Source organism: Haladaptatus sp. QDMS2, from assembly GCF_029338295.1.
Taxonomy (GTDB): Archaea; Halobacteriota; Halobacteria; order Halobacteriales; family Halococcaceae; genus QDMS2.
In genome coordinates this window covers 1,171,757-1,194,648 of the sequence record NZ_CP119791.1, presented here as the reverse complement: position 1 = coordinate 1,194,648, position 22,892 = coordinate 1,171,757, and the positions used below count along the sequence as shown (strand labels likewise).

General features: G+C 62.3%; 28 protein-coding genes. 17 read left to right on the top strand and 11 right to left on the bottom strand.

Annotated elements, in window-relative coordinates; translation table 11 throughout:
• Positions 1–15: 15 nt before the first annotated feature.
• Positions 16–1,968: a hypothetical protein gene (locus P1M51_RS06580; protein WP_276274899.1), complete on the bottom strand. Its 1,953-nt coding sequence runs from the start codon at positions 1,966–1,968 to the stop codon at positions 16–18.
• Positions 1,969–2,268: 300 nt separating this feature from the next.
• On the bottom strand, positions 2,269–2,952 hold the full coding sequence (locus tag P1M51_RS06575) for a hypothetical protein (protein WP_276247384.1): 684 nt from the start codon (positions 2,950–2,952) through the stop codon (positions 2,269–2,271).
• An 87-nt stretch (positions 2,953–3,039) separates the two neighbouring features.
• On the opposite strand from P1M51_RS06575, the gene P1M51_RS06570 reads away from it, so the two are divergent.
• Positions 3,040–3,720: a VOC family protein gene (locus P1M51_RS06570; RefSeq protein WP_276247383.1), complete on the top strand. Its 681-nt coding sequence runs from the start codon at positions 3,040–3,042 to the stop codon at positions 3,718–3,720.
• A 6-nt stretch (positions 3,721–3,726) separates the two neighbouring features.
• Here the strand turns inward: P1M51_RS06570 and P1M51_RS06565 are convergent, their stop codons facing one another.
• Both P1M51_RS06565 and P1M51_RS06560 read right to left on the bottom strand, forming a co-directional pair.
• Positions 3,727–4,017: a DUF5779 family protein gene (locus P1M51_RS06565; protein WP_276247382.1), complete on the bottom strand. Its 291-nt coding sequence runs from the start codon at positions 4,015–4,017 to the stop codon at positions 3,727–3,729.
• 90 nt (positions 4,018–4,107) lie between these two features.
• The gene (locus P1M51_RS06560) at positions 4,108–4,560 is read right to left on the bottom strand and encodes a ferritin-like domain-containing protein (protein WP_276247381.1); all 453 of its coding nucleotides are present in this window, start codon (positions 4,558–4,560) and stop codon (positions 4,108–4,110) included.
• Positions 4,561–4,910: 350 nt separating this feature from the next.
• Between P1M51_RS06560 and P1M51_RS06555 the strand changes: the two genes are divergently transcribed.
• The 9 genes from P1M51_RS06555 to P1M51_RS06515 all read left to right on the top strand — a co-directional run bounded on the left by P1M51_RS06555 (position 4,911) and on the right by P1M51_RS06515 (position 13,343).
• The gene (locus P1M51_RS06555) at positions 4,911–6,146 is read left to right on the top strand and encodes a LeuA family protein (RefSeq protein ID WP_276274992.1); all 1,236 of its coding nucleotides are present in this window, start codon (positions 4,911–4,913) and stop codon (positions 6,144–6,146) included.
• A 325-nt stretch (positions 6,147–6,471) separates the two neighbouring features.
• Entirely contained in the window at positions 6,472–8,232 is a 1,761-nt protein-coding gene (gene ilvB, locus P1M51_RS06550) for a biosynthetic-type acetolactate synthase large subunit (RefSeq protein ID WP_276247380.1), read from the top strand.
• Entirely contained in the window at positions 8,229–8,888 is a 660-nt protein-coding gene (gene ilvN, locus P1M51_RS06545; protein WP_276247379.1) for an acetolactate synthase small subunit, read from the top strand. The genes ilvB and ilvN overlap by 4 nt, the downstream gene beginning before the upstream one ends.
• Positions 8,885–9,940, top strand: coding sequence for a ketol-acid reductoisomerase (ilvC, locus tag P1M51_RS06540; RefSeq protein ID WP_276247378.1), 1,056 nt, complete (start codon positions 8,885–8,887; stop codon positions 9,938–9,940). Before ilvN ends, ilvC begins: the two co-directional genes overlap by 4 nt.
• The gene (locus P1M51_RS06535; protein ID WP_276247377.1) at positions 9,933–10,157 is read left to right on the top strand and encodes a hypothetical protein; all 225 of its coding nucleotides are present in this window, start codon (positions 9,933–9,935) and stop codon (positions 10,155–10,157) included. Before ilvC ends, P1M51_RS06535 begins: the two co-directional genes overlap by 8 nt.
• Positions 10,150–11,571 carry a 3-isopropylmalate dehydratase large subunit gene (leuC, locus tag P1M51_RS06530; protein WP_276247376.1) on the top strand — a complete coding sequence of 474 codons (1,422 nt, stop codon included), beginning with the start codon at positions 10,150–10,152 and terminating at the stop codon, positions 11,569–11,571. The genes P1M51_RS06535 and leuC overlap by 8 nt, the downstream gene beginning before the upstream one ends.
• On the top strand, positions 11,568–12,179 hold the full coding sequence (gene leuD / locus P1M51_RS06525) for a 3-isopropylmalate dehydratase small subunit (RefSeq protein ID WP_276247375.1): 612 nt from the start codon (positions 11,568–11,570) through the stop codon (positions 12,177–12,179). The genes leuC and leuD overlap by 4 nt, the downstream gene beginning before the upstream one ends.
• Positions 12,172–13,152: an isocitrate/isopropylmalate dehydrogenase family protein gene (locus P1M51_RS06520; RefSeq protein WP_276274898.1), complete on the top strand. Its 981-nt coding sequence runs from the start codon at positions 12,172–12,174 to the stop codon at positions 13,150–13,152. The genes leuD and P1M51_RS06520 overlap by 8 nt, the downstream gene beginning before the upstream one ends.
• A gap of 41 nt (positions 13,153–13,193) precedes the next feature.
• Positions 13,194–13,343, top strand: coding sequence for a hypothetical protein (locus P1M51_RS06515; protein ID WP_276247373.1), 150 nt, complete (start codon positions 13,194–13,196; stop codon positions 13,341–13,343).
• On the opposite strand, the gene P1M51_RS06510 is transcribed toward P1M51_RS06515, so the two are convergent.
• The 4 genes from P1M51_RS06510 to P1M51_RS06495 all read right to left on the bottom strand — a co-directional run bounded on the left by P1M51_RS06510 (position 13,340) and on the right by P1M51_RS06495 (position 15,326).
• On the bottom strand, positions 13,340–13,795 hold the full coding sequence (locus P1M51_RS06510) for a DUF5799 family protein (RefSeq protein WP_276247372.1): 456 nt from the start codon (positions 13,793–13,795) through the stop codon (positions 13,340–13,342). The genes P1M51_RS06515 and P1M51_RS06510 overlap by 4 nt on opposite strands.
• Before the next feature lie 40 nt (positions 13,796–13,835).
• Positions 13,836–14,261 carry an OsmC family peroxiredoxin gene (locus P1M51_RS06505; RefSeq protein ID WP_276247371.1) on the bottom strand — a complete coding sequence of 142 codons (426 nt, stop codon included), beginning with the start codon at positions 14,259–14,261 and terminating at the stop codon, positions 13,836–13,838.
• Between the two features lie 81 nt (positions 14,262–14,342).
• A complete protein-coding gene (locus tag P1M51_RS06500) occupies positions 14,343–15,065 on the bottom strand; it encodes a metal-dependent hydrolase (protein ID WP_276247370.1) in 723 nt (240 codons plus the stop codon).
• Between the two features lie 54 nt (positions 15,066–15,119).
• Positions 15,120–15,326: a hypothetical protein gene (locus P1M51_RS06495; RefSeq protein ID WP_276247369.1), complete on the bottom strand. Its 207-nt coding sequence runs from the start codon at positions 15,324–15,326 to the stop codon at positions 15,120–15,122.
• A gap of 80 nt (positions 15,327–15,406) precedes the next feature.
• On the opposite strand from P1M51_RS06495, the gene P1M51_RS06490 reads away from it, so the two are divergent.
• On the top strand, positions 15,407–15,781 hold the full coding sequence (locus tag P1M51_RS06490; protein WP_276247368.1) for a helix-turn-helix domain-containing protein: 375 nt from the start codon (positions 15,407–15,409) through the stop codon (positions 15,779–15,781).
• Positions 15,778–16,053, top strand: a complete 276-nt coding sequence (locus tag P1M51_RS06485; protein ID WP_276247367.1) for a hypothetical protein — start codon at positions 15,778–15,780, stop codon at positions 16,051–16,053. The genes P1M51_RS06490 and P1M51_RS06485 overlap by 4 nt, the downstream gene beginning before the upstream one ends.
• A gap of 14 nt (positions 16,054–16,067) precedes the next feature.
• Here P1M51_RS06485 and P1M51_RS06480 read toward each other — a convergent pair whose 3' ends face one another.
• A complete protein-coding gene (locus P1M51_RS06480) occupies positions 16,068–16,637 on the bottom strand; it encodes a DoxX family protein (RefSeq protein WP_276247366.1) in 570 nt (189 codons plus the stop codon).
• A 109-nt stretch (positions 16,638–16,746) separates the two neighbouring features.
• Positions 16,747–17,664, bottom strand: coding sequence for an alpha/beta fold hydrolase (locus P1M51_RS06475; RefSeq protein ID WP_276247365.1), 918 nt, complete (start codon positions 17,662–17,664; stop codon positions 16,747–16,749).
• A 92-nt stretch (positions 17,665–17,756) separates the two neighbouring features.
• Here P1M51_RS06475 and P1M51_RS06470 point away from each other — a divergent pair, with 92 nt between their 5' ends.
• Positions 17,757–18,281, top strand: coding sequence for a gluconate 2-dehydrogenase subunit 3 family protein (locus tag P1M51_RS06470; protein WP_276247364.1), 525 nt, complete (start codon positions 17,757–17,759; stop codon positions 18,279–18,281).
• Entirely contained in the window at positions 18,278–19,867 is a 1,590-nt protein-coding gene (locus P1M51_RS06465) for a GMC family oxidoreductase (RefSeq protein ID WP_276247363.1), read from the top strand. Before P1M51_RS06470 ends, P1M51_RS06465 begins: the two co-directional genes overlap by 4 nt.
• Positions 19,868–19,870: 3 nt before the next feature.
• Here P1M51_RS06465 and P1M51_RS06460 read toward each other — a convergent pair whose 3' ends face one another.
• Positions 19,871–20,458, bottom strand: coding sequence for a hypothetical protein (locus tag P1M51_RS06460; protein WP_276247362.1), 588 nt, complete (start codon positions 20,456–20,458; stop codon positions 19,871–19,873).
• Between the two features lie 209 nt (positions 20,459–20,667).
• Between P1M51_RS06460 and hisC the strand changes: the two genes are divergently transcribed.
• The 3 genes from hisC to P1M51_RS06445 are packed head-to-tail and all read left to right on the top strand — an operon-like array spanning position 20,668 to position 22,852.
• A complete protein-coding gene (hisC, locus tag P1M51_RS06455; protein WP_276247361.1) occupies positions 20,668–21,741 on the top strand; it encodes a histidinol-phosphate transaminase in 1,074 nt (357 codons plus the stop codon).
• The gene (locus tag P1M51_RS06450; protein ID WP_276247360.1) at positions 21,738–22,247 is read left to right on the top strand and encodes an adenylate kinase family protein; all 510 of its coding nucleotides are present in this window, start codon (positions 21,738–21,740) and stop codon (positions 22,245–22,247) included. Before hisC ends, P1M51_RS06450 begins: the two co-directional genes overlap by 4 nt.
• A complete protein-coding gene (locus tag P1M51_RS06445; RefSeq protein WP_276248478.1) occupies positions 22,244–22,852 on the top strand; it encodes a CDP-alcohol phosphatidyltransferase family protein in 609 nt (202 codons plus the stop codon). The genes P1M51_RS06450 and P1M51_RS06445 overlap by 4 nt, the downstream gene beginning before the upstream one ends.
• The last annotated feature ends 40 nt before the right edge of the window (positions 22,853–22,892 follow it).

The window sequence follows — 22,892 nt, the reverse complement described above, 5'->3', positions numbered from 1 at the left end:
CGCCAGAGCGTGCAGTTAGGCGGTTAACTCGACGTCAGTACTCCACATGAACATTCCATCGAGTACCACTGGAACCTCCTCGAGGGCGAGGAACTCCTGGAGAGTCTGCGTATCGACGGTGAACGTCTTGAGGTGTCCTGAGCTCAGGAAGTGAAGTTGATTGTCGCCGATATACGGTCGGAACACCGACCCGAGTCCCATACACTTCGTCGGGTAGGTGCGAATACTCACGTCGTAGGTGCCCTCGCGAGACCGAATGTCACAGAGGTATGGCATGAGGCTCTCTGCATGGGCAATGTCGACACTCCCGTCACCGATGACGAGATACTGGCTCCCGATGACAGTTTGGTCTGAGGCGATAGTCAGCGCTGCACGCAGTGGGAAGCCACGGTTGAGCAGCCGGGCCATCGTGCTTCCGATGCGGAACGCACCACTGTCGATTACGTCGTCGAGCGTCACGACACCTCCGATACTCCCTCCTTCGATGAGGTGCATCCCCTGGTTGTAGGAGCGACACGCATTCAGCAAGAAGGCGTCGACACCGACCGAATCCAGGGTCGCTGCATCCAACCGCCCATCCGTACACTGGAACCCATCGTTGTCGATGTGACCGATGTAATGGAAGAAATCTGTATCTGATTCGAGGATTTCCTGGAGCGCTTCGACGGTAAGGTTCGTCTCGAGGTTGACGGTAAACGGGAGTTCTTCGCGTGACCCGTACACGTCCGCGGCGACATTGTGTTCATCGACCATCGCCTCGTCGTTACAGACGACGGTGATGTCGATATCTTCGTATTTAACGTCGCGATGGAGTCGATTTCGAAATGCAGAGACGGTGGCTTTCGTCGCACCGATCGGTGCGTCTTCGCCGACCCACGCCTGTTCGAGCGAATCGGTCGATTCTGGCTGGACGACAGAGATCTGTTGACTCGCGCCACCAGCAGACGACCGCGTGAATTCGTCGCGCATGAACTCGTCGACGGCGGCCGTCTGAGCGTGGGAGGGAGTCACCGTATGCGCTGCGGGCGTCCGAATCACCGCGAGGTCGTTTACGAGAAACGGGAGTATTTCGACGTTCTCGGGCGACTGAGAGATGTGCGTCGTCAGCTTCCACTGTGGCATATCCGGTTCGAGGGTGTCGAATGGGACCTGTAAATCAATTTCAAGCTGGTCGCTGATTGACCGCGCGTAGCGTTCGCTGAAGTCGAATTGAATCCGGTCTTCGACGACGATTCGTTCGTAGAGGGAGTCGAGGTAGTGCCCCTCGGTGCTCGTGAGGCAATCGAGGAAGAACGTTTGCTTGAGAACGCGTTCAACTTCGCGTTCGAACGCCGTTCCTTCTCCGAGTGGGTGGACGTACCCATTGTCAGTGATGATTCGTGCTTCCTCGCCCGGTTTAATTGTCGCGCCGAGATAGTAGGCGAGTGATGCGACGACAAATATCTCCTCGAGTGACGGCCGGACCTCTATCGTGACACCCGTCTCCGGCGTGTCGAGTGTCTCCGGAATATCGAGCTCGTCGCCCAGTTCGATCATCGGAGGATGACCGCGCAGCGTCGGGTACGACCGCTCACAGCTGGTCGTTTTCAACGCAGACCCGAGTGCGGAGACTGCCTTCATCATGTCCGCTGGGTCAGCGGTTGTGGTTATCGTCGTCGCAGGATTGTCGTGATACGAACGCGCCCCGACGAGAATCGTCGTTTCGTCCCCGAAGTCGAAGGTCATCTCCGTCGCGCCGGCGGTGACCTCGAGTGAACCCTCAACCCGGATGTACATCTTGATGGGCGCATTGAACTCGATGCTGTATGTTCCCGTGCCCAAATCGTGGGTGCTAAATGGCTCTGATACCGCGAGCAGTTCACCCTCGGCATCTCGAACGTGCGTTGCCACGTACTGCTCGAGGGTTAGTTCAGCGGCTTCGACAGCGACAGCAGTGTCTACCGGAAACGTAAACCGTTCAGTACCCACCGGTCTCGGCGCCAATTCGCTCGCACTGCTGAGAGCACACTGTCTGCGTTCGATCGGGTCTGTAATGCGTAGGCCCCGGTTATCCGCACACGCTTCGATTGTAACGTGCATTAGGACCGCACCTCCCGTATCGAATGCCGGTGCCCGAAGACGGCACACATACGTATACCACTCTTACAGAATGATTTAATAAAAAAGTATCGTCGGAGAAACCTGTTCAAACGGAAATCACAGGGAATAGAGAAGTTCTCGCCTGTCATTCGTTCTGCATAAGTTCTGTGTGTGAGAATCCGCGGTTACTCAAACTGGAATAAAAGCGCGAAGATTTTGTAGGTACAATTTTGGCGTGTGTTTGACCGACCCCGAGAGCGCCGCCGCCAGTGCGCCGCTCGCGTCGGTGTCGATTCCGGCGCCGTGACCGACCAGAACCCGCTGTGGGCGAAGTGACCCGAACTGAGAGCGCGGCGGAGTCAATCGGACTGCGGGGTGGACACCGAGTCGTTCGCCGCTGGCAAGATAGTAGGGGACGGTCCCGAGGGCCTCCGAAACGACGAGCGTGGCGGTCTCTTCGTGGAACAACGCCCCTTCGCGCCAGAAGGGGTTGTTGTAGACCTTGAGCAGTCGGTAGCCCGTGTCGGGCAGTTCCCCGCTGAACACTTCGACGGCAGCTTCGAGGTCGTCTTCGACCGAGTCCATCCATCGCGGAAGGTACACGGGAACGTCGTGACGACGTGCGATTTTGGCGGCGTCTCGCTTGTGGCGGTCGAGCAACAGTACGACGCCAGCGACCGGCCCGCGTGCGGCGAGGTGGTCGTCGAGGCCGTCGAAATCGACGGGGTCCACGAGCCAGAGACCCGCATCGCTAACGAGGGCGTGACTCGCACGTTGCATTCGTTCTTCTGGGTGGGCAATCCACCCGAACCCGCCGTCCCACTCGTCAATAATTTCGGGGTCCCTGGCGACGCCAGTGGCTTTCATCGACATACTCACAGAAACGCACGCAAGCCGGATAAACAGACTCCCTATCCCGTTCGGGAACCGCTTAAGGACGCCCCCGTCGTAGCGGACCATATGTTCTCGTCACTGCGCTGGTTAGCCCTCGAAGTGAAGTACCTCGGCCCGGCGGTGTCGTTCTACCGCGAGCACCTTGCGCTCCCCGTCCGTCGAGAAGGTGAAAACGAGGTCGCGCTTGGCGCAGGCGAGACGGACCTGATTCTTCGTGCGCCGAGTACGGTTCCACGCGGCGGGCTTCATACGCACTACGCCTTTTCGACCCCGGCAGCGGAGTACGACGACTGGTGGAACACGCTCGGCGAGACGTTCGAGTTGGAGGAGGTCCAGTTCGGCGCGGCGAAGTCGCTGTACTTCTACGACGGTGAGGGCAACTGCGTGGAAATCGGCCAATCGGACGACGAGGGCGCGGGTATCACGGGTATTTTCGAAATCGTCCTCGAAGTAGAGGACCTGGAGCGCGCAGTTTCCTTCTACACCGACCTCGGCTTACAGGTTCGTGACCGCGGTGACCAGCGCCGCCGGGTACGCCTCGACGCGGGTCCCTTCGACATCGAACTCTGGGAACCGCAACTCGGCCTCGCAGACGCCCGGGGTGGCGTTCACGTCGATATCGGCGTCACGGCCTCGAACCCTGCGGAGAAGGTAGCACAGGTGGCGGACCAGGCGCTCGCGGTTCGTGAACGGGATGGAGAATTCGTCGTGAAAGACCCGGACGGCCACTATCTGACGATTGGGTGAGGACGGTCAGAGTCGGTCTGTGTTGATGCCGACGCCGGGCGGGGTGACGATGAGGAACTCGCGGAAGTGCATAAGCTCGCCATCGAGTTCACGGACGTCGCGGGCGAATCCCGCGGCCAGTTGGTTCAGGTCGCCTTCGATGGCGAGGAACAGCGTCTTGCCCTCGCGGACAGCTTCGACCCACTCTTCGGGTGGCGTCCCACCGTCGAGTACGCCGAGGACTATCTCCCCGGTCCCCTGCCCCTCTTCTTCAAGTTCACTCTCTGCGGCCCGCAAATCGAGGTCGAAATCGCCCATATCCCCATCTGGGATGCGGGCGGGAAAAATATACTGTTGAGCGGGACTGTCAGCGCTGTGAGTTCGGACTGTGGAACCGCCGGCCCGACCCTAGTCGTTTCGGTACTCTTTGCGGTAGCCGCGGAACTCCGTCCGGTGGGCTTCCTCGTCGGCGAGAATCGTCACGGCAAGGTCCTCAGTCACTGGGTCGTCGGCTTTCTCTGCGGCCTTGATGAGTTTCCGGTAGGTGTCGATGGCATCGTTCTCGGCTTCGAGGACGCCCTCGATGACCGCGAGCACGTCCGTCGAATCCTCGGGTGGCTGGAGGTTCTGCTGGCGGGCTTCGAAGTCGTAGGAACTCGGCGGTCGCTCGTCGAGTTGCTTGAGACGCTCACCGAGCAGGCGCGCGTGGCTGAGTTCTTCGTCGATGTCCGTATCGAGACTCTCTTTGATTTCTGCGGCGCGAACCCCATCGAGGACGATGGCGTTCGTCAGGTAGTTCATGACCGTCTCGATCTCGTCTGAATACGCACGACGGAGGAGTTCGGTGACTTCGTCTGACATCGAGTAAAGAGACGGGCGCGAGCCTCATATTTTCTCGGGCCAACACGTTCGGTTGCTGCTTTTTGCTGTGCGAGCCAATCTCACACTGGCGACCATCCGTTCAGTTGCGGTGCCCCGAGAGCGCGCCCAACGAAAATTCCGCCAGTTTTGGTTGAAAATTTACTATTGCACGATTATTTAAAGCGTGCGTTGAAGGGGTAGCATACCCCAGTGTATAAGGACATTTTGAGTGTATTCACACGCCGCTTGCTGTCGATTTTCAAGTTTTGCCGCATCTCTTATTCGTGTCAACTCTCGAAAGTGAGCTGTCTTAGCGTAAGTATTATATACTCGGTGGGTTGTTGGTTGCGATACAATGTCTCACCGACATACCGAGGAAACGTCGTCTCAGACGGCGGGTCGAGTTCTTCGAGGGCACGTTAACTAACACCTCCGCCCCCGAGATAGACACGGTACGGATTTTCGACACCACGCTCCGCGATGGAGAGCAGACTCCACGCACGTCCTTCTCGTACGATGACAAACGCGAGATAGCGGCGGCGTTGGACGACATGGGAACCCACGTCATCGAGACGGGCTTCCCGGTCAACTCGGACGCAGAGTTCGAGGCCGTCCGCGACATCGCAGAGAGCACGCGCACAACGACGTGTGGACTGGCGCGGGTCGTCGACAAAGATATCGAGGCTGCGCTGGACGCAGGCGTGGAGATGGTTCACGTCTTCTCGTCGACCAGCGACATCCAGCTCGAAGACTCCATGCACGCCACTCGCGCGGAAGCCAAACAGCGCTCCGTCGACGCGGTCGAGCGTGCGAAGGAGGCCGGCGTCACGGTGATGTACTCACCGATGGACGCGACGCGAACGAACCACGACTTCCTCATCGAGGTCGTGGAAGCTGTGAGCGAGGCTGGCACTGACTGGATTAACATTCCCGACACCTGTGGGGTGGCGACGCCCACGCGGATGGCCAATTTGGTTGCCGACGTGGTCGCCCACACGGACGCCCGCGTGGATGTCCACACCCACGACGACTTCGGGTTGGCGACGGCGAACGCCATCGCCGGGTTCGAGGCCGGTGCCCACCAGGCGCAGGTCTCCGTCAACGGCATCGGCGAACGCGCCGGGAACGCCGCCTACGAAGAAGTCGTCATGGCCGCAGAGAGCCTGTACGGAGTCGATACCGGCATCGACACCAGGCAGATTACGAAAATTGCGAAAATCGTAGAAGAGTGCAGCGACGTGCCGATACCGGCGAACAAACCCGTCGTGGGCAAGAACGCCTTCGCCCACGAGAGTGGCATTCACGCCGCGGGCGTCATCGAGAACGCCTCGACGTTCGAACCCGGCGTGATGACGCCGGAGATGGTCGGCGCGACGCGCGAACTGGTGATGGGGAAACACACCGGGACCCACTCCGTCCGCAAGCGCCTGCACGAGGAAGGGTTCGACCCGACCGACGAGCAGGTGCGAGCGGTCACGCGAAAGGTCAAGGACTTCGGCGCGGAGAAACAGCAGGTCACCGACGACGTGCTGATTCGGTTCGCCCGTGAGGTGGGCGTCAAAGAACAGTCGGAGGTCAGAGCCTGACCATGCCCGCCTGCGATTTTGCTGCTGTCGAGCGTCGCGTGAACGACCGTAAAGTGAGCAAGGTTTGCACAACGCACAACAGTTATAATGGGAGCGTCACATATCGGTCTACTAATGCAGGCACTCGCCGCCACCACGCAATCGCAGGCGACGAGCGGTGCTGCGGTCCAGCTCATTATTGTAGGGGTCTAGCTCCCCTACCTACCCCCATTTCCACCGATTTTTGCACTGACTTCGAAGCACCAGCACTCGCTATCCCGATGACCCCTGCGACCACGACACGACAGATGAACCGACGACCGACACCACCACAGGAGGCCCACACATGAGCGAACGTGCAACCTCCTCGTATCAGGAACCGACCGAGGAACAGCCACCAGAGCAATCGAAGCAAAAACCCGTCACGAACGGCGCACAATCCGTCGTTCGGGCGCTCGAAAACGCCGGCGTCACGCACCTGTTCGGCGTCCAGGGCGGCGCAATCATGCCCGTCTACGACGCGTTGTACGACTCAGAGATGACGCACGTGATGATGGCCCACGAGCAGTCTGCGGCCCACGCCGCGGACGCCTACGGCATCGTCTCCGGGAAACCCGGCGTGTGTCTCGCCACCTCCGGCCCCGGCGCGACGAACCTCGTCACCGGCATCGCGGACGCCAGCATGGACTCCGACCCGATGATTGCGCTCACGGGACAGGTTCCGTCCGACATGGTCGGCTCAGACGCCTTCCAGGAGACGGACACCACGGGCGTCACCGCGCCCATCACCAAGGCGAACTACTTCGCCTCGGACACGGACACCGTCGGCGACGTGGTCGGCGAAGCGTTCGCCATGGCCGCGACGGGCCGACAGGGGCCGACGCTCGTCGACCTCCCGAAAGACGTGACGAACGCGCCGACCGACCGCGAGCCCGGCCCTGCGCGCACGCCATCGACCTACAATCCCCGGACGGACCCGGACGACGAAGCAGTCGAGACTGCTGCGACAGCGCTCGCGAACGCCGAGAAACCCGTCATCCTCGCCGGTGGCGGCGTCATCAAGGCGAACGCAACGGCGGAGTTGCGCGAGTTCGCAATCGCCCACGAGATTCCAGTCGTCACGACGATGCCCGCCGTGGGCGCGTTCCCCGAGGACCACGAACTTTCGATGGAGATGGCCGGGATGCACGGCACTGGCTACGCCAACATGGCCATCACCCACTGCGACGTGATGCTCGCCGTCGGGACGCGCTTCGACGACCGTCTGACCGGTGGCGTGGACACGTTCGCCCCCGAGGCCGAAATCATCCACATCGACATCGACCCGGCGGAAATCTCGAAGAACGTCTACGCGGACTACCCCGTCATCGGTGACGCGGGGACCGCGCTCTCGCGACTCCACGAAGCGATACCGGGCGAACCGGACGCAGACGAGTGGCGCGAACAGTGTCAGACCTGGAAAACCGAGTATCCGATGGACTACGGGACGCCAGACGACGAACCGCTCAAACCGCAGTTCGTCGTCGAGGCGATGGACGCCGCGACGGACGCGGACACCATCGTCACCACCGGCGTCGGCCAGCACCAAATGTGGGCCGTCCAGTACTGGACCTACACGGAACCGCGGACGTGGGTTTCCTCCCACGGCCTCGGCACGATGGGCTACGGCCTGCCCGCCGCCATCGGCGCGCGACTAGCCGCCCGCGAGGACCAGGCCGTCGTCAGTTTCGAGGGAGACGGCTCCTTCCTGATGACGCTCCAGGAACTCTCGGTGGCCGTCCGTGACAACATGGACATCACCGTCTGTGTGCTCAACAACAAGTACATCGGCATGGTCCGCCAGTGGCAGGACGCCTTCTTCGAAGGTCGCCACTCAGCCTCCGACTACGGCTGGTGTCCCGAGTTCGACAAACTGGCAGAGGCGTTCGGCGCGAAAGGCTTCCGCGTCGACGAATACGACGAAGTCGCGGACACCATCGAGGCTGCCCTTGATTACGACGGCCCCTCGGTCATCGACTTCCACATCGACCCCGGCGCGAACGTCTACCCAATGGTCGCGAGCGGCGGTGCGAACGGCCTGTTCGCCCTCTCGGAGGACCAGCTATGACGCAAGGACTGCAAGGCCCACGACCAGAGGAACGACCGCACCCAGACGGCAGACGCAACGCCCAGGGCGAGCGTATCGACCCGGTTGCGGAGGCAGCACAGGAGACGCGACAGGCGACCGTCTCCGCGCTCGTCGAACACGAACCCGGCGTGCTGTCGCTCGTCTCCGGGCTGTTCAGCCGCCGCCAGTTCAACATCGAGAGCCTGACCGTCGGCCCGACGACGGTCGACGGCCACGCCCGCATCACCCTCGTCGTCGAGGAGACGGACGCGGGCATCGACCAGATAAAGAAGCAACTGGCGAAGCTGAAACCATCCATCGCCGTCGGCGAACTCGGCACGGACGCCGTCCGCGCGGAACTGGTCTTGCTCAAAGTCCAAGGCCACGAACCGGACAAGGTCCACGCCATCACCCAGATGTACGAGGGTCAGACGTTAGACGCCGGTCCCCGAACCATCACCGTCCAGATAACTGGCGACCAGCGGAAAATCGACGACGCCGTCGATGCGTTCCGTCAGTTCGGCATCATCGAAATCGCCCGGACGGGCCAGACCGCACTGGCGCGCGGCGACACCCCGACGACTCCGGGTGAGTCGCCCGCCGCCTCAGCAGAGAGCACCGCACCAGCAAACTCCACCCCAAATTCAGACCAATGACAGACGAAGACGAATTCACCACGACCGTATACTACGACAACGACGCAGACGACTCACAGTTACAGGGCAAGACCGTCGCCGTCCTCGGCTACGGCAGTCAGGGCCACGCCCACGCACAGAACCTCGCAGAGAGCGGGGTCGACGTGGTCGTCGGCCTGCGAAAGAACTCTTCCTCTCGCAAAGCCGCAGAGGAAGACGGCCTGCGCGTCACGAACCCGGTGCAGGCGGCAGCAGAGGCAGACATCGTCTCCGTACTCGTCCCGGACACCGTCCAGCCAGCCGTCTACGAGCAAATCAAGGACGAACTGGAACCGGGTAACACCCTCCAGTTCGCCCACGGCTTCAACATCCACTACAGCCAAATCGAGCCAAGCGAGGATATCAGCGTGACGCTCGTCGCGCCGAAGAGTCCCGGCCACCTCGTGCGCCGCAACTACGAGGCCGGACAGGGGACGCCCGGACTCGTCGCCGTCCACCAGGATGCGACCGGTGAGGCCAAAGAAGAGGCGCTCGCCTACGCGAAGGCAATCGGCTGTACTCGCGCTGGCGTCATCGAGACGACCTTCCGCGAGGAGACGGAGACTGACCTGTTCGGCGAACAGGCCGTCCTCTGTGGCGGGGTCACGAGCCTCGTCAAGCAGGGCTACGAGACGCTGGTCGATGCGGGCTACAGCCCCGAGATGGCGTACTTCGAGTGCCTGAACGAACTCAAACTCATCGTCGACCTGATGTACGAAGATGGCCTCGGCGGCATGTGGGACTCCGTCTCCGACACGGCGGAGTTCGGCGGACTGACCCGCGGCGACGAAATCGTGGACGAACACGCCCGCGAGCGCATGGAGGACGTCTTAGAGCGCGTCCAGAACGGCACGTTCGCCCGCGAATGGATCGTCGAGAACCAGGCGGGTCGCCCGAGCTACAACCAGCTGCGCCACGCAGAGAAGAACCACGAAATCGAGCAGGTCGGCGCACGCCTGCGCGACCTGTTCGCGTGGAGTGAGCAGGAACAGGAAGACGAGACGGAGAAAAAACGGGTGAAGACAGATGCGTAAGACGATGAAGGAGATCAGTCACACGAACCCCTACACCGGCAAATCGTTCGGCGAGGGGATGGTGTACCGACGAGGCGTCGTCATCACCGACGGCGGGCACGACCCGGAACGCGAGGAGGAGCCGGAGAAGATGAAAGACGTAGACCACGAACCGCCGAACGGAGAGGGGGCCAACCCCGTCTTCGAGCGCGGACCCGACGTAGACGACGATGAGTGAGGGAACGCTGTACGACAAGGTGTGGGACCGCCACAAGGTGACGACGCTGCCCAACGGACAAGACCAGTTGTTCGTCGGCCTCCACCTCATCCACGAGGTGACGAGTCCGCAGGCATTCGGCATGCTCAGAGAACGCGACCTCGAGGTCGCCTACCCGGAGCGCACCTACGCGACGGTTGACCACATCGTCCCGACGGCGGACCAGTCGCGGCCGTTCGCCGACGACGCCGCAGAGGAGATGATGAGCGAACTGGAGGAAAACGTCCGCGACGCTGGCATCCAGTTCGCAGACCCGAACTCCGGGAACCAGGGCATCGTCCACGTCATCGGGCCGGAGCAGGGACTCACCCAGCCCGGAACGACCATTGTCTGCGGTGACAGCCACACGTCCACGCACGGTGCGTTCGGTGCACTGGCGTTCGGTATTGGCACCTCGCAGATTCGCGACGTACTCGCCACCCAGACCGTGGCGATGGAGAAAAAGAAGGTGCGGAAGGTCGAGGTCACCGGCGAACTCGGCGAGAGCGTCACCGCGAAGGACGTCGTCCTCACCATCATCAGCGAACTCGGCACCGACGGCGGCGTCGGCTACGTCTACGAGTACGCGGGCGAGGCCATCGAGAGCCTCGACATGGAGGGACGGATGAGCGTCTGCAACATGTCCATCGAGGGCGGTGCGCGTGCGGGGTACGTCAATCCCGACGAGACCACCTACGAGTACCTGCGCGAGACGGACGCCTTCGCAGATAATCCGGAGAAGTTCGAGCGCCTGAAGCAGTACTGGGAGGCGATTCGCTCCGACGACGACGCCGAGTACGACGACGTGGTCACCATCGACGGCTCGGAAATCGAACCGACCGTGACGTGGGGGACCACCCCCGGTCAAGGCGTCGGCATCAAACAGCCAGTTCCCGCCCCCGAGGACCTGCCTGCGGACAAGCAGGACACGGCTCGGATGAGTCAGGCGCACATGGGCGTCGAACCCGGTGAGACGATGGAAGGCTACAAAATCGACGTGGCCTTCCTCGGTAGCTGTACGAACGCCCGCCTGCCCGATCTGCGCGCGGCGGCGAAAATTGTCGAGGGTCGGCAGGTGCACCCGGACGTCCGGGCGATGGTCGTCCCCGGCAGCCAGCGCGTGAAAACCGCGGCCGAGGCCGAAGGCTTGGACGAAATCTTCCGCGAGGCCGGCTTCGAATGGCGGCAGGCTGGCTGTTCGATGTGTCTCGGGATGAACGACGACCAACTGGAGGGCGACGAAGCCTCCGCCTCGTCGTCGAACCGGAACTTCATCGGTCGACAGGGGAGCAAGGACGGGCGGACCGTCCTCATGAGCCCCGAGATGGTCGTGGCAGCGGCGGTGACCGGCGAGGTCACTGACGTTCGCGATTTAAAGGAGGTGGCTGAAGTATGACCGACGTGCCGAGCGTCAAGTTCGTCTCCGGGACGGGGATTCCCGTTCGCGGTAACGACATCGACACCGACCAAATCATCCCGGCGCGGTTCATGAAGGTGGTCACCTTCGAAGGGCTCGGAGAGTTCGCGTTCTTCGACCAGCGATTCGACGAACACGACGACCAGAAAGACCACCCGTTCAACGAGACGCAGTATCAGGGCGCGTCCGTCCTGGTCGTGAACAGCAACTTCGGCTGTGGGTCCTCTCGCGAACACGCCCCGCAAGCGCTCATGCGCTGGGGCATCGACGCCATCGTCGGCGAATCGTTCGCCGAGATTTTCGCGGGTAACTGCCTCGCACTCGGGATTCCAACCGTGACCGCAGACCACGAGACGGTCGCCGAGATTCAAAACTGGGTCGAGGCGAACCCCGACGAGCAACTCGACGTGGACGTGGCCGCAGAAACCGTCACCTACGGCGACGAGACGGTCTCCGTGACCGTAGACGACGCCCAGCGCCAGGCCCTCGTCGAGGGCGAGTGGGACACCACTGCGTTGCTGAAATCGAATGCGACTGCCGTTGCAGAGACCGCAAACGCACTGCCGTACATGGAGAGCGATGACTGAGAAAATCGCCGTGATTCCGGGCGACGGAATCGGCCAGGAAGTCACCCCCGCAGCCGTGGACGTCCTTGACGCGCTCGACCTCGGTTTCGAGTTCGTGAAGGGCGACGCGGGCGACGCCGTGAAAGCAGAAACCGGCGAAGCACTTCCAGAAGCGACGCGGCAACTCGCCGCAGCGGCAGACGCCACGCTGTTCGGCGCAGCGGGCGAAACGGCCGCGGACGTGATTCTCCCGCTTCGCGGCGTCGTCCAATCGTTCGCAAACGTCCGTCCGGCGACGGCGTACCCCGGCATCGAGGCGCTCAAGCCGGAGACTGATCTCGTGTTCATCCGCGAGAACACGGAGGGTGTCTACAAGGGCATCGAGTCAGAAGTCGCTCCCGGCGTTCGGACGCTCACCCGCGTCATCACCGAGGACGCCTCGCGGAACATCGCAGAATTCGGCTTCGACTACGCCGAACAGAACGGCTACGACAAGGTCACCATCGCCCACAAGGCGAACGTGATGCGCCAGACCGATGGCCTGTTCCTCAAGACGGCGAAGCAGGTGGGAGACGAGCGCGGCGTGGACTACGACACCGCGCTCATGGACGCGCTGGCGATGCACCTCATCCTCCGCCCGGAGGAGTACGGCGTCGTCATCTGCCCGAATCTGGCAGGCGACATGCTCTCTGACCTCTCTGCTGGCCTCGTCGGCGGCCTCGGCTTGCTCCCGAGTGCCAACGTCGGGCCGGAGAACGCGCTGTTCGAACCGGTTCACGGGAGCGCCCCGGACATCGCCGGTCAGGGTATCGCGAACCCGACGGCGACGATTCTCTCGGGTGCGATGTTGCTAGACCACCTCGGCTACGGCGAAGAGGCGCGACGGGTGCGCAGTGCCGTCGAATCGATACTCGAATCCGGCCCGCACACGCCGGACCTCGGCGGCGATGCGTCCACGGAGGACGTGACGGCGGCCATCGTCGAACGCCTCTGAGGGCCCCTGATTTTATCACCCGTCGAGTGCTACCGGTTCGTATGCCTCGCGTGCACTTAGACGAGAAGACGCTCGACCGGCTGGACGGCCTCCGCCAAGAAGATGAGTCCTACGACGAAATCATCAACGAGCTCATCAATATCTATCAGGCCGAAGAACTGTCGCTTCACTACACTGGCGAAGAACTCTAGTCCTGTTCTGCGGCGACCCGCCGAACGTCGTCCCAGCGCCCGTTCTCCTGTAAGTGTTTCTGGAGCATGTCTGCGTACTCCTGAGCGAGCCGCTCTGCGTTACGAATTTCGGCTTCGTCCACGTCAGGCTCGTTGCTGCCGAGTCCGAGCGCGCTTTTGACCGACTTCATCATCCCCCCGGATTGCTTTTTCTGCGGTGGCCCGCCCATGCCGCCTTCCATCTGCTGGCGGATGTTATCGAGTTCGGGGACGATGTCCGGGAGTTTCTCGGTATTGGCGACGAGTCGCGCCTGGTCTGGATCCTCTGGATGCTCGATTTCGAGTTCCACGGCCATCATGATGAGGCCCCACTCCTGGCGGGTGAGTTGTGCCTCTGCGATGCGGTCTGCGAACAAGTTATCGACCGTCATGCGTGCGCCGACGATTCGGTCTCTCCACGGGCGCTCTGACATACGTATGGGTAAAATAAGCGGACGTATCAGGGTTTCCCCGTCAGACGAGTTTTGCGTTCATCTCCGTCTCGACGGCGGCGAGCGCCCGGGAGATGATGCAGTTTTCCTTCGCGGCGGTAGCAGCCTCGAGGAACTCGTCTTCTGACACGTCGGGGGCCTCCCCTTCGAGGTCGAGGACGATTTTGGTAATCGTTTGCGCTCCGTCCACCTTCTCCATGTGGACGTTGGCGGTCGCTTTCATCCGCTGTGGGTCGAAGCCGGCTCGCTGGAGGTTCGCGGCGACCTGCATGGCGAAGCAGGCAGCGTGGGCCGCACCGAGCAACTCTTCTGGGTTCGTCTCGTCGCCCTCCTCGAACCGGGCTTTCCAGGTATACGGCGCGTCGATGTGTCCGGACTCGGATTTGATGGTTCCACTACCCTCACGGAGCGTTCCCTCCCACACGGCCTCGGTTGAACGTACTGGCATGGTACGTCCGTTGTATTCGCAACACACTGGGATAACTGTGCTGCGTCATCGACCCACGAGCGCAAAAACGGAGAGTTTCGATTACTGGTCTGCGAGGTCGAACGTCTCGTCGCCGTCCAAAACGACGACTTCTGTGCCGCTGCCGGTCGCCGTCACTTCCTTCTTGAAGTCCTCCGGGTCCTGTTCGATTGGTGGGAAGGTGTCGTAGTGCATCGGGAAGGCGTAGTCTGCGTCGAGCCAGTCGGTCGCGATGGCGGCCTGCCACGGCCCCATCGTGAAGTGGTCGCCGATTGGCAGGGCGACGGCGTCCGGTTCGAGGTACGGGCCGATGACGTCGCGCATCTCGGTCATCAGGCCGGTGTCGCCAGCGTGGTAGAAGGTGTTGCTCTCCGAGTCGGACACCTGCGTTGGCTTCGTGTCACTGATGATGAATCCACCGGGCATCCCGCCGGAGTTCGAGTAGTCGGTCATGATGCCGTTCGTGTGGTCTGCGCGGTGCATCGTTACGTAGGCGTCACCGCACTCGACGGTTCCGCCGATGTTCATCCCGATGGTGTCTTCGTGGCCGAACTCGTCGGAAACGAACTCGGCGAGTTCGGGCGTCGCGACGACCGTGGAGTTCGTAAAGGACCCGGCGTCCGCGATGTGGTCTGCGTGCCCGTGTGTGAGCAACAGATACTCCGGTTCCGGGATGTCTTCAGGTGATTTCTCGGTTTTCGGATTGTCGAAAAACGGGTCGATGAGCAGACTCGTTTCCGCCACTTCCACGTACCACGTCGAGTGACCGTACCAGGTGAGTTTCATCGCAGGTTCACCTTACGGCGGATAGCACTTAATGGCTGAGGGCGGCCCAGTGCCTTACCGGAAAAAGAGGACGTAGCCACCGGCGACGAGCGCGGCGAGGAGGGCTGCTCCGAGCGTAAACCCGCTGAAGGGGGACGCCGTCGTCACATTCGTCGCTTCAGCAGCAGTGGTGGTGCCATTCGTGGTCGATTGCCCGACGGCGAGACCGACGCTCATCGTCCAGGCGACGCAAAGAACCGTGGTGACGACGAAACGGCGCATACCCACGAATCACGAGACTGGAACCTAAACGTTTGCATGGGCGGAGTAGTTATTATTCGTGAGCGACACGTCTCGGGTATATGGTTCGGGACTCCTGGCGGCGGACGGGCCCGGGGATACAGGCCGTTCTCGACACACTCGACGACCCGGTGAGTCGATCGCTGTTCCAACACCTCGCTGAACCCAAGACCGTCCAAGAACTCGCCGCGGAGGCGGGCGTGCCCCGTTCGACGACCTATCGGAAGATAAACCAACTGGAGGAAGCCTCGCTCGTCGAGCCGCTCGTCGAGATGCGGATGGACGGTCATCACACGACGCGGTATCGCCTCGCCTTCGAGGAGGTGACGTTCCGACTGGACGACGACCGCGAGTTGATCCTCTCTATCGTGCGACCGCCACAGACGCCGGACGAGCGTCTCTCTGCGCTCTGGCAGGAGGTGCGGAAGGGAACGTGACCATTTCCGTCACCGCACTCGTCGTCCTGAAGACACTCACGCTGGTCTTAGGCGGTCTCATCACATACTACGCATACAAAGCCTACCGTCGGACGGAGTCGCCCGCACTTCGGGCGCTCACCGTCGGATTCGCCATCGTCACGCTGGGAGCGCTGATGGCGGGATTTGCAGACCAGGTCCTCAGATTCGACGCGACGACAGTCGCGCTCATCGAGAGTTTACTCACGACGATTGGCTTCGCAGTGCTGGTCTACGCGCTGTACGTCGAGTAAGAAAAAGCTGGGATTTAGCCGAAGATGTACTGCAGGCGCGGGTAGCGTTCGACCAGCGGCACGCCGCCGATTTCGATGCGCTCTAAGTATGTGTCGAGGCCGAGGATGCGACCCGCACCGAACGCGGCCACCGCGAGGAAGACCAGCATGTACGCGAAGTCGCCGTTGATGACGCCGTGTTCGATGCTCCAGTTGCCGAAGTAGAACATGAGCATCATGAACGCGCCGAAGAACGCCGCGAGGCGGGTCAGCGCGCCGACGATGAGGCCGAGGCCGATGAACACTTCACCCCACGGGACAGCGATGGCGAGGAAGTCAACGAACCAGGCGGTCTGGCCCATCCAGAGGAACATGCTTTCGAGCGGGTTCCCGTTAGTCGCCGCGACGTTGAGCAGGTAGCCCTGCGCGCTCCAGCCGGCTACGAGAACCTTCTCGATGCCCGCATTGAGGAACGCGATGCCCATCATGAGTCGAAGCGCGAGGACGAACCACGCGCTCAGGCTCGAGGCTTCGCTCCGAACGGTAATGCCACCGAGACGGCTTTCGAACGTGTTGGCTCCGGTGAGGGGAGTGTTAGTTGCCATGTTGTTCACCTACAGGTCTCAGTACGCAGATTGATAGTATATAAATGACAGCCGAATCCCACCGGGTGAGAATCGACAGCCTGTGCCCACCGGGTATGCAGTACCCTCCTCAATCAATCCGCATACCTGCTTCGAGCGGGGAGAGAAACGTCGTAAGTTCCTTCGCGACGCGCTCTGGAGCCTCGATAGCCGCCGCGTGACCGACGTCCGGCAGGACGATAAGGGCGGCGTCCGTGCCCAGGTCGGTGAGCGTCTGGTCTATCATCTTCTCCAGGATGACCTGGTCTGCGTCCCCGTAGAGGACGAGCGTCGGCGCTTCGAGGTCGCGAGCCTCGTCGGTGCCGGCGTTGACGCCATTGTCGTACGGCGAAATGTTGAAGTGGGCGTTGGCGTAGACGAAGTCGATGAACCCTTCCTGGGTGAACACGTCGGCCATGTGGGCGTCCAAATCGAACGCCTCCGGGACGGTATCGGCGAAGACGACGGTTTCGAAGTACTCCCGGACGGCCGCGACGTTCTCCGTCTCCATTGCAATTTTGAGCGGTGCGACTTGCAAGGCGTCGTTCGCCAGTTGTTCGCGGCTCCTAAGCGGTTCGGGTTCCGTGACCGCCCCTGACTCGTCTTTCTGCAGGACCGGATAGCCCCGTGTACTGACCGGCGAGATGAACGTCTGGGAACGAACGAGCTCCGGAGCCAGAAGTTCCAATTGCATCGCGATGGTGGACCCGCCAGACCAGGCGACGACGTGTACCGGTCCGAGGTCGAGCGTTTCGACCAAAGCCACGAGGTCCCGGGAGTAGTCGGCGACAGCGTCTACCTGCGATTCGTAGGACGACCCGCCACAGCCACGAAGGTCGGGTGCGAGGAGGTGAAAGTGCGAGTCCAGCGTTTCGAACAGCCGGTTCCAGTGACTGGCCGCAGAGAAATTCGCGTGGATGAACAGGAGGGGTGCGGTCTCGCCCTCGCGTTCACGGTAGGCGATTCGCTCGCCATTTGGTAGTTTCACGTCGCGAGAGAGAACAGTCATGGTCGCACGTAGGAGTACCCACGTATAACCCTACCGCCGAGCGAACGGAAGGACAACGCATAAATTTAGGCTTACCTAATCCTCGTCGCACGATGGAACTGACGCGTCGAGACGCGATTGCCGCGCTAGCCGGTGTCGGCCTCGCCGCCGGGGGCGGGGCGGCTCTCCTCGCGAGCGGTGACGAGGAACTCGACACGTCGCTCGAAGAATCGACCGAGACGATGGTCGCTGTGGCCGAGATACTCTATCCGTCCGGGGTGACAGGTATCGAGGAGTTCGTCAAGACCTACGCGATGGGGCGGGTTGCAGACCGCGAGGCCTACCGCGACGAACTCGAACGCGCCTGTGCGGACCTGAACGAGACGGCGATGGCATGGTACGACGCTCAATTTGCCGAGTTGGACATGGAGACGAGAATCGCGCTGTTGACCGAGATGGGCATCCCCGAGGCGGAGGCGAGTAACGACCCAAAGGAAACCACGGCGAGACGCCTACGATACTACGTTTGGAACGAACTCCAGTATGCCCTCTACACCTCGCCGACCGGCGGGAAACTCGTCGGCATCGAAAATCCACAGGGCTACCCCGGCGGCCTGACGTACGCAGAGCACCCATGACCGAGGCCCAGCTTCCCCGAACGGACGTCTGCATCGTCGGGGCTGGACCCGCCGGTGCGCTGCTTGCAGATTCGCTCGCGGAGGCGGGCCACGAGGTGGTCGTCCTCGAAGCAGGCCCGCGGTTCGACCCCGAAAACCGAACCAGGCAGATGGAGCAGTCGATTCGGCCCGGTGACGACGACCGCTCGGTATGGGGGATGGGCGGCCCGCGTGACGCCTATTCAGCCACCGGCGAAAACTTCTACCCACTCAATCACTCCCGAGTGAAGGGCGTCGGCGGGAGCACGCTCCACTGGCAGGGAATGGTGATGCGGATGCCCAAATCCGACTTCGAGGCGACCGGTCCCGACGGGGGGCGCTGGCCCCTCGATTACGACGACTTGCGATCGCACTACACGAAAGCGGAACGCGAACTCGGCGTCGCGGGAGCCTCGGATAATCCGTTCGAACCGCCGCGCGACGAACCCTACCCGATGCCAGCATTCGCGCCGTCGCACTCCGATTCGATTTTCGCAGAAGCGTGTGAGAAACTCGGCATCGCCACCCACGCCGTCGGCAACGCCCGGAACTCGGAGACCTACGACGGACGCTCTGCCTGTGTCGGGTACGGCACCTGCAAGCCGGTGTGTCCCTCCGGCGCGAAGTATTCAGCGGACGTGACCATCCGAAAGGCCGAGGAAAAGGGGGTCAACGTCGTCACGGAGGCCCCTGTTCAGCGCCTCGAAACTGACAGCTCGGGGACCACCGTCGAGGCAGCCGTCTACGTCAAAGACGGCGAGGAGCGAAGGCAAAAGGCAAGCCAGTTCGTCCTCGCGGCCGGCGGCGTCGAGATTCCCCGGCTGCTCCTGCTCTCTGCGTCCGACCAGCACCCGGAGGGCCTCGCCAATTCGAGCGGCGTGATCGGGCGCTACTTCATGGACCACCTCTTCGCGGGGATGGGTGGTCGCCTCCCGGCCAAGAAAACCCGGCAGAACCACGTCGGCTTCAATACGACCGAGAGCCACCAGTTCTACGACACCGACGACGACGTCGGTCCGATAAAACTCGAATTCCTGAACTACGCCGGCCCCTCGCCGGTCGAATTGGCGATGCACTCGGCAGAGTTCGGCGACGACCTGCTCGATTCACTCCGGTCGGCCTACGGGCACGACCTCGGCATCGGTGCCCTCGTCGGGCAGCCACCTCGCAAGGAGAACTACGTCGGCCTCGACACCTCGAAGACCGACGACCACGGCAACCCCGTCCCGGACGTGCATTGGCGCATCGGCGAGGCAGAGCGCCGAACCCTCGCCCGTGCCAACGAAATTCAACGCGCCATTTTCGACGAACTCGGCGTGGACGTGGGCTGGGTCGTCGGCCCGGACAACACCGGCCCGGCCTACCATCACATGGGTACGACCCGAATGGGCGCAAACCCCGAAACGAGCGTCGTCGATTCGCGCCTGCGAACCCACGACGTGTCGAATCTCACCATCGCGTCGAGCAGCGTGTTCGTGACCTCAGGGGCGATGAATCCGACGCTCACAATCGCGGCGCTCGCGCTCCGAGCGGCGGACTTCGTAGACGAATCGCTAAAACAGGAATGAGGGTTAGTCAGCCTTGCACGCGCACAACTTGCCGTTGTTGTAGGCGTCGAGGATGTCGTAGAGGCACTCGCCGTTTACGCGCACCGTATCGCGTTTCTCCGTGCACTTGTTGAATAGTTCAACTTTGAGTTCCCACTGGCGCTGTGGTTCGTACTGGTCGGTTCCAATTTTCATGAATCCGGAGGTAGCTAACCAGCGGTCAGCGACGTACGGCACGCCCGCATAGCAGCGTCCGCCACCGATGCAGCGGTCTGCAGACCCGGCATAGCGGATGCACGAATCCTCGGCACCTGCGTATTGGTTGAGTTTTGCAGCAATGAGTTGCTTCGCGAGGATGAGCGCCTTGTCACCGCTGACGGGTTGTTCGAGGACGTTCTCGATCCAGAAGTCGCGGCTCTTTTCGACACCACCGATTTTGAGCGTTTGAACCGGCCACGCCTCTGGGTGGTTCTTCCAGTAGCCCTGAGAGCGAGCGCAGACCGTTCCACACCCGGCAGCCGCTGCCGTTCCCGGAATGCCAATCGAGGCAGCGCCCGCGAGGAGCGCGCCGTGTTTCAGTAATTTTCGTCGTGAAGTACGCATTTCAGTCATGTGTAATACACCCAACTGGAAAGTTCGCGCCACCGTACTTTGTTACTATCTTGCTAGGTTTTTTCAATGTTTGACTACCGCTGGGGTTAGGTCGCGCCATCGGATGAAATGCCAGCCTACCGCTGGAGTTAGGTCACCTCGTCGGAAGAAATGCCAGTCTACCACTCGAGGTGGGTGTGTTTAAGGCGGCCCGCCGATAGCACACAGGTATGCAACCACGGGACCTCTCCTCGCACACCGCCTACCGCGCGGGGCGCGGCATCGAGGAGGTCGCACGCGAACTGGGCCTCGACCCCCAGAAGCTGGTGAAACTCTCCTCGAACGAGAACCCACACGGGCCAAGCCCGAAGGCAGCACAGGCGGTCCGCGACGCGGCACCGACGATTCACACCTACCCGAAGACGTCCGCCGCGGACCTGACCGACGCCCTCGCGGAGAAGTGGGGCGTGTCCGGGGACCAGATTTGGCTCGCGAACGGTGGCGACGGGGCGCTCGACTACCTCTCCCGGGCGATGCTCGAACCGGGCGACGAAGTCCTCGTCACGAAACCGGGCTTCGCCTACTACGGCATGAGCGCCCGGTACCACCACGGTGAGGTCAACGAATATCCCCTCCAGAAGGACGCCGACTTCGAGCAGACGGCGACCGACGTCCTCGACCACTACGACGGCGAGCGCATCATCTACCTCACGAGTCCGCACAACCCGACCGGTTCAGAGATGCCGCTCTCAGAAGTCGAGAAGGTCGCAGCGGGAACCGACGACCAGACGCTCGTCGTCGTGGACGAGGCTTACGGTGAGTTCTCCGAGACGCAAAGCGCCGTCTCGTTACTCGCAGAACGTGACGACATCGCTGTCCTCCGAACGTTCTCGAAGGCCTACGGCATCGCTGGCCTGCGACTTGGCTACGCCGTCGTTCCCGACGCGTGGGCCGACGCCTACGCGCGAGTGAACACGCCCTTCGCCGCGAGCGAACTCGCCTGTCGGGCCGGCCTCGCGGCGCTCTCCGACGACGAACACGTCGAGAAATCCGTCGAGACAGCAGTGTGGGCACGCGAGTACATCTACGAGCACCTCGATGCCCCGACGTGGGAGAGTGCCGGCAACTTCGTCCTCGCGGAGGTGGGCGACGGCTCGAAAGTTACCCGTGCCGCCCAGCGCGAGGGCATCATCGTCCGAGACTGTTCGAGTTTCGGTCTGCCTGAGTGTATCCGCATCACATGCGGGACCACGGAGACGACCAAACGCGCCGTTGCGGTGCTAAACGAGGTGCTCGCGCAGTGAGAGTCGTCGTCACCGGCACGCCCGGAACCGGCAAGACGACGGCGACGGACCTGCTCGACACGGACCTCGACGTCGTCCACCTGAACGACGTGATTCGCGAGGAGGACGGTCTCTACTCGGAGGTCGACGAAGAACGCGACAGCCTCGTCGCCGACTTAGACGCCGTTCGCGAGTGGCTGGGCGACCGCGACGACGTGCTGGTCGATTCCCACCTGGCACACCACCTGGACGCCGACAAAGTCGTCGTGCTTCGCTGTCGGCCCGACCTGCTCGAACAGCGCCTGCGCGACCGCGGCGAACCGAACGCGAAGGCCCGCGAGAACGCAGAGAGCGAAGCCCTCGACGTGATTCTCTCGGAGGCCGTCTCCGCCCACGGTCTCGACGCAGTGTACGAAATCGACACCACCGACCGACGACCCGAGGCGGTCGCCGCCGACATCGAAGCGGTCATCGCGGGCGACCGCGAGCCGTCCGCGGGTGCGGTCTCCTTCATCGACTACCTATAATGCTCGACAAACTCAGACCGCTCGCCGACCGCGCGCTCTCGCCCTTCGTGACCGCTGCCGCCCGTATGGGCCTCACGCCCGACGGGATGAGCGTCGTCGCGTTCGTCCTCGCCATCGCCGCCGGTGTCGCCTACTACCTCGCCGGGCAGACACCAATCTACTACCTCGTCGGGGCCGTCCTCGTCTTCCTGAACGGGTGGCTCGACCTACTCGACGGCGCGCTCGCTCGCAAACTGAACGTCGCCTCTCGCGCCGGTGACCTGCTCGACCACGTCCTCGACCGCTACGCGGACATCCTCGTCATCGCCGGCTTGATGGCGGGTATCGAACAGTACGCCCTCGGCTTCGCGGCCATCACGGGCGTGCTCATGACCTCGTACCTCGGGACGCAGGCGCAGGCCGTCGGCCTAGACCGCGTCTACGGTGGTCTCGTCGGACGTGCCGACCGATTAGCCATCATCGGCATCGTGACCGTCGTCGCCGCGTTCACGCAGGTGCAGGTCGCGGACCTCTCGCTCATCGGGGCGCTGCTCGCGTTCTTCGCGGTCATCGGGCACATCACGGCTCTCCAGCGATTTTATTACTCGATGCGCGCGCTGGCCTAAACCGCAGGCGGGCGGCCACCCGGCGTGCCATTTATACACG

What these genes read in the sequence shown, in the direction of transcription:
- P1M51_RS06575 (WP_276247384.1), bottom strand. Translation starts at nt 2,952, where the DNA reads ATGTCGATGAAAGCCACTGGCGTCGCCAGGGACCCCGAAATTATTGAC.
- P1M51_RS06570 (WP_276247383.1), top strand. Translation starts at nt 3,040, where the DNA reads ATGTTCTCGTCACTGCGCTGGTTAGCCCTCGAAGTGAAGTACCTCGGC.
- P1M51_RS06565 (WP_276247382.1), bottom strand. Translation starts at nt 4,017, where the DNA reads ATGGGCGATTTCGACCTCGATTTGCGGGCCGCAGAGAGTGAACTTGAA.
- P1M51_RS06560 (WP_276247381.1), bottom strand. Translation starts at nt 4,560, where the DNA reads ATGTCAGACGAAGTCACCGAACTCCTCCGTCGTGCGTATTCAGACGAG.
- ilvB (WP_276247380.1), top strand. Translation starts at nt 6,472, where the DNA reads ATGAGCGAACGTGCAACCTCCTCGTATCAGGAACCGACCGAGGAACAG.
- ilvN (WP_276247379.1), top strand. Translation starts at nt 8,229, where the DNA reads ATGACGCAAGGACTGCAAGGCCCACGACCAGAGGAACGACCGCACCCA.
- ilvC (WP_276247378.1), top strand. Translation starts at nt 8,885, where the DNA reads ATGACAGACGAAGACGAATTCACCACGACCGTATACTACGACAACGAC.
- P1M51_RS06535 (WP_276247377.1), top strand. Translation starts at nt 9,933, where the DNA reads ATGCGTAAGACGATGAAGGAGATCAGTCACACGAACCCCTACACCGGC.
- leuC (WP_276247376.1), top strand. Translation starts at nt 10,150, where the DNA reads ATGAGTGAGGGAACGCTGTACGACAAGGTGTGGGACCGCCACAAGGTG.
- leuD (WP_276247375.1), top strand. Translation starts at nt 11,568, where the DNA reads ATGACCGACGTGCCGAGCGTCAAGTTCGTCTCCGGGACGGGGATTCCC.
- P1M51_RS06520 (WP_276274898.1), top strand. Translation starts at nt 12,172, where the DNA reads ATGACTGAGAAAATCGCCGTGATTCCGGGCGACGGAATCGGCCAGGAA.
- P1M51_RS06515 (WP_276247373.1), top strand. Translation starts at nt 13,194, where the DNA reads ATGCCTCGCGTGCACTTAGACGAGAAGACGCTCGACCGGCTGGACGGC.
- P1M51_RS06510 (WP_276247372.1), bottom strand. Translation starts at nt 13,795, where the DNA reads ATGTCAGAGCGCCCGTGGAGAGACCGAATCGTCGGCGCACGCATGACG.
- P1M51_RS06505 (WP_276247371.1), bottom strand. Translation starts at nt 14,261, where the DNA reads ATGCCAGTACGTTCAACCGAGGCCGTGTGGGAGGGAACGCTCCGTGAG.
- P1M51_RS06500 (WP_276247370.1), bottom strand. Translation starts at nt 15,065, where the DNA reads ATGAAACTCACCTGGTACGGTCACTCGACGTGGTACGTGGAAGTGGCG.
- P1M51_RS06495 (WP_276247369.1), bottom strand. Translation starts at nt 15,326, where the DNA reads ATGCGCCGTTTCGTCGTCACCACGGTTCTTTGCGTCGCCTGGACGATG.
- P1M51_RS06490 (WP_276247368.1), top strand. Translation starts at nt 15,407, where the DNA reads ATGGTTCGGGACTCCTGGCGGCGGACGGGCCCGGGGATACAGGCCGTT.
- P1M51_RS06480 (WP_276247366.1), bottom strand. Translation starts at nt 16,637, where the DNA reads ATGGCAACTAACACTCCCCTCACCGGAGCCAACACGTTCGAAAGCCGT.
- P1M51_RS06475 (WP_276247365.1), bottom strand. Translation starts at nt 17,664, where the DNA reads ATGACTGTTCTCTCTCGCGACGTGAAACTACCAAATGGCGAGCGAATC.
- P1M51_RS06470 (WP_276247364.1), top strand. Translation starts at nt 17,757, where the DNA reads ATGGAACTGACGCGTCGAGACGCGATTGCCGCGCTAGCCGGTGTCGGC.
- P1M51_RS06465 (WP_276247363.1), top strand. Translation starts at nt 18,278, where the DNA reads ATGACCGAGGCCCAGCTTCCCCGAACGGACGTCTGCATCGTCGGGGCT.
- P1M51_RS06460 (WP_276247362.1), bottom strand. Translation starts at nt 20,458, where the DNA reads ATGACTGAAATGCGTACTTCACGACGAAAATTACTGAAACACGGCGCG.
- hisC (WP_276247361.1), top strand. Translation starts at nt 20,668, where the DNA reads ATGCAACCACGGGACCTCTCCTCGCACACCGCCTACCGCGCGGGGCGC.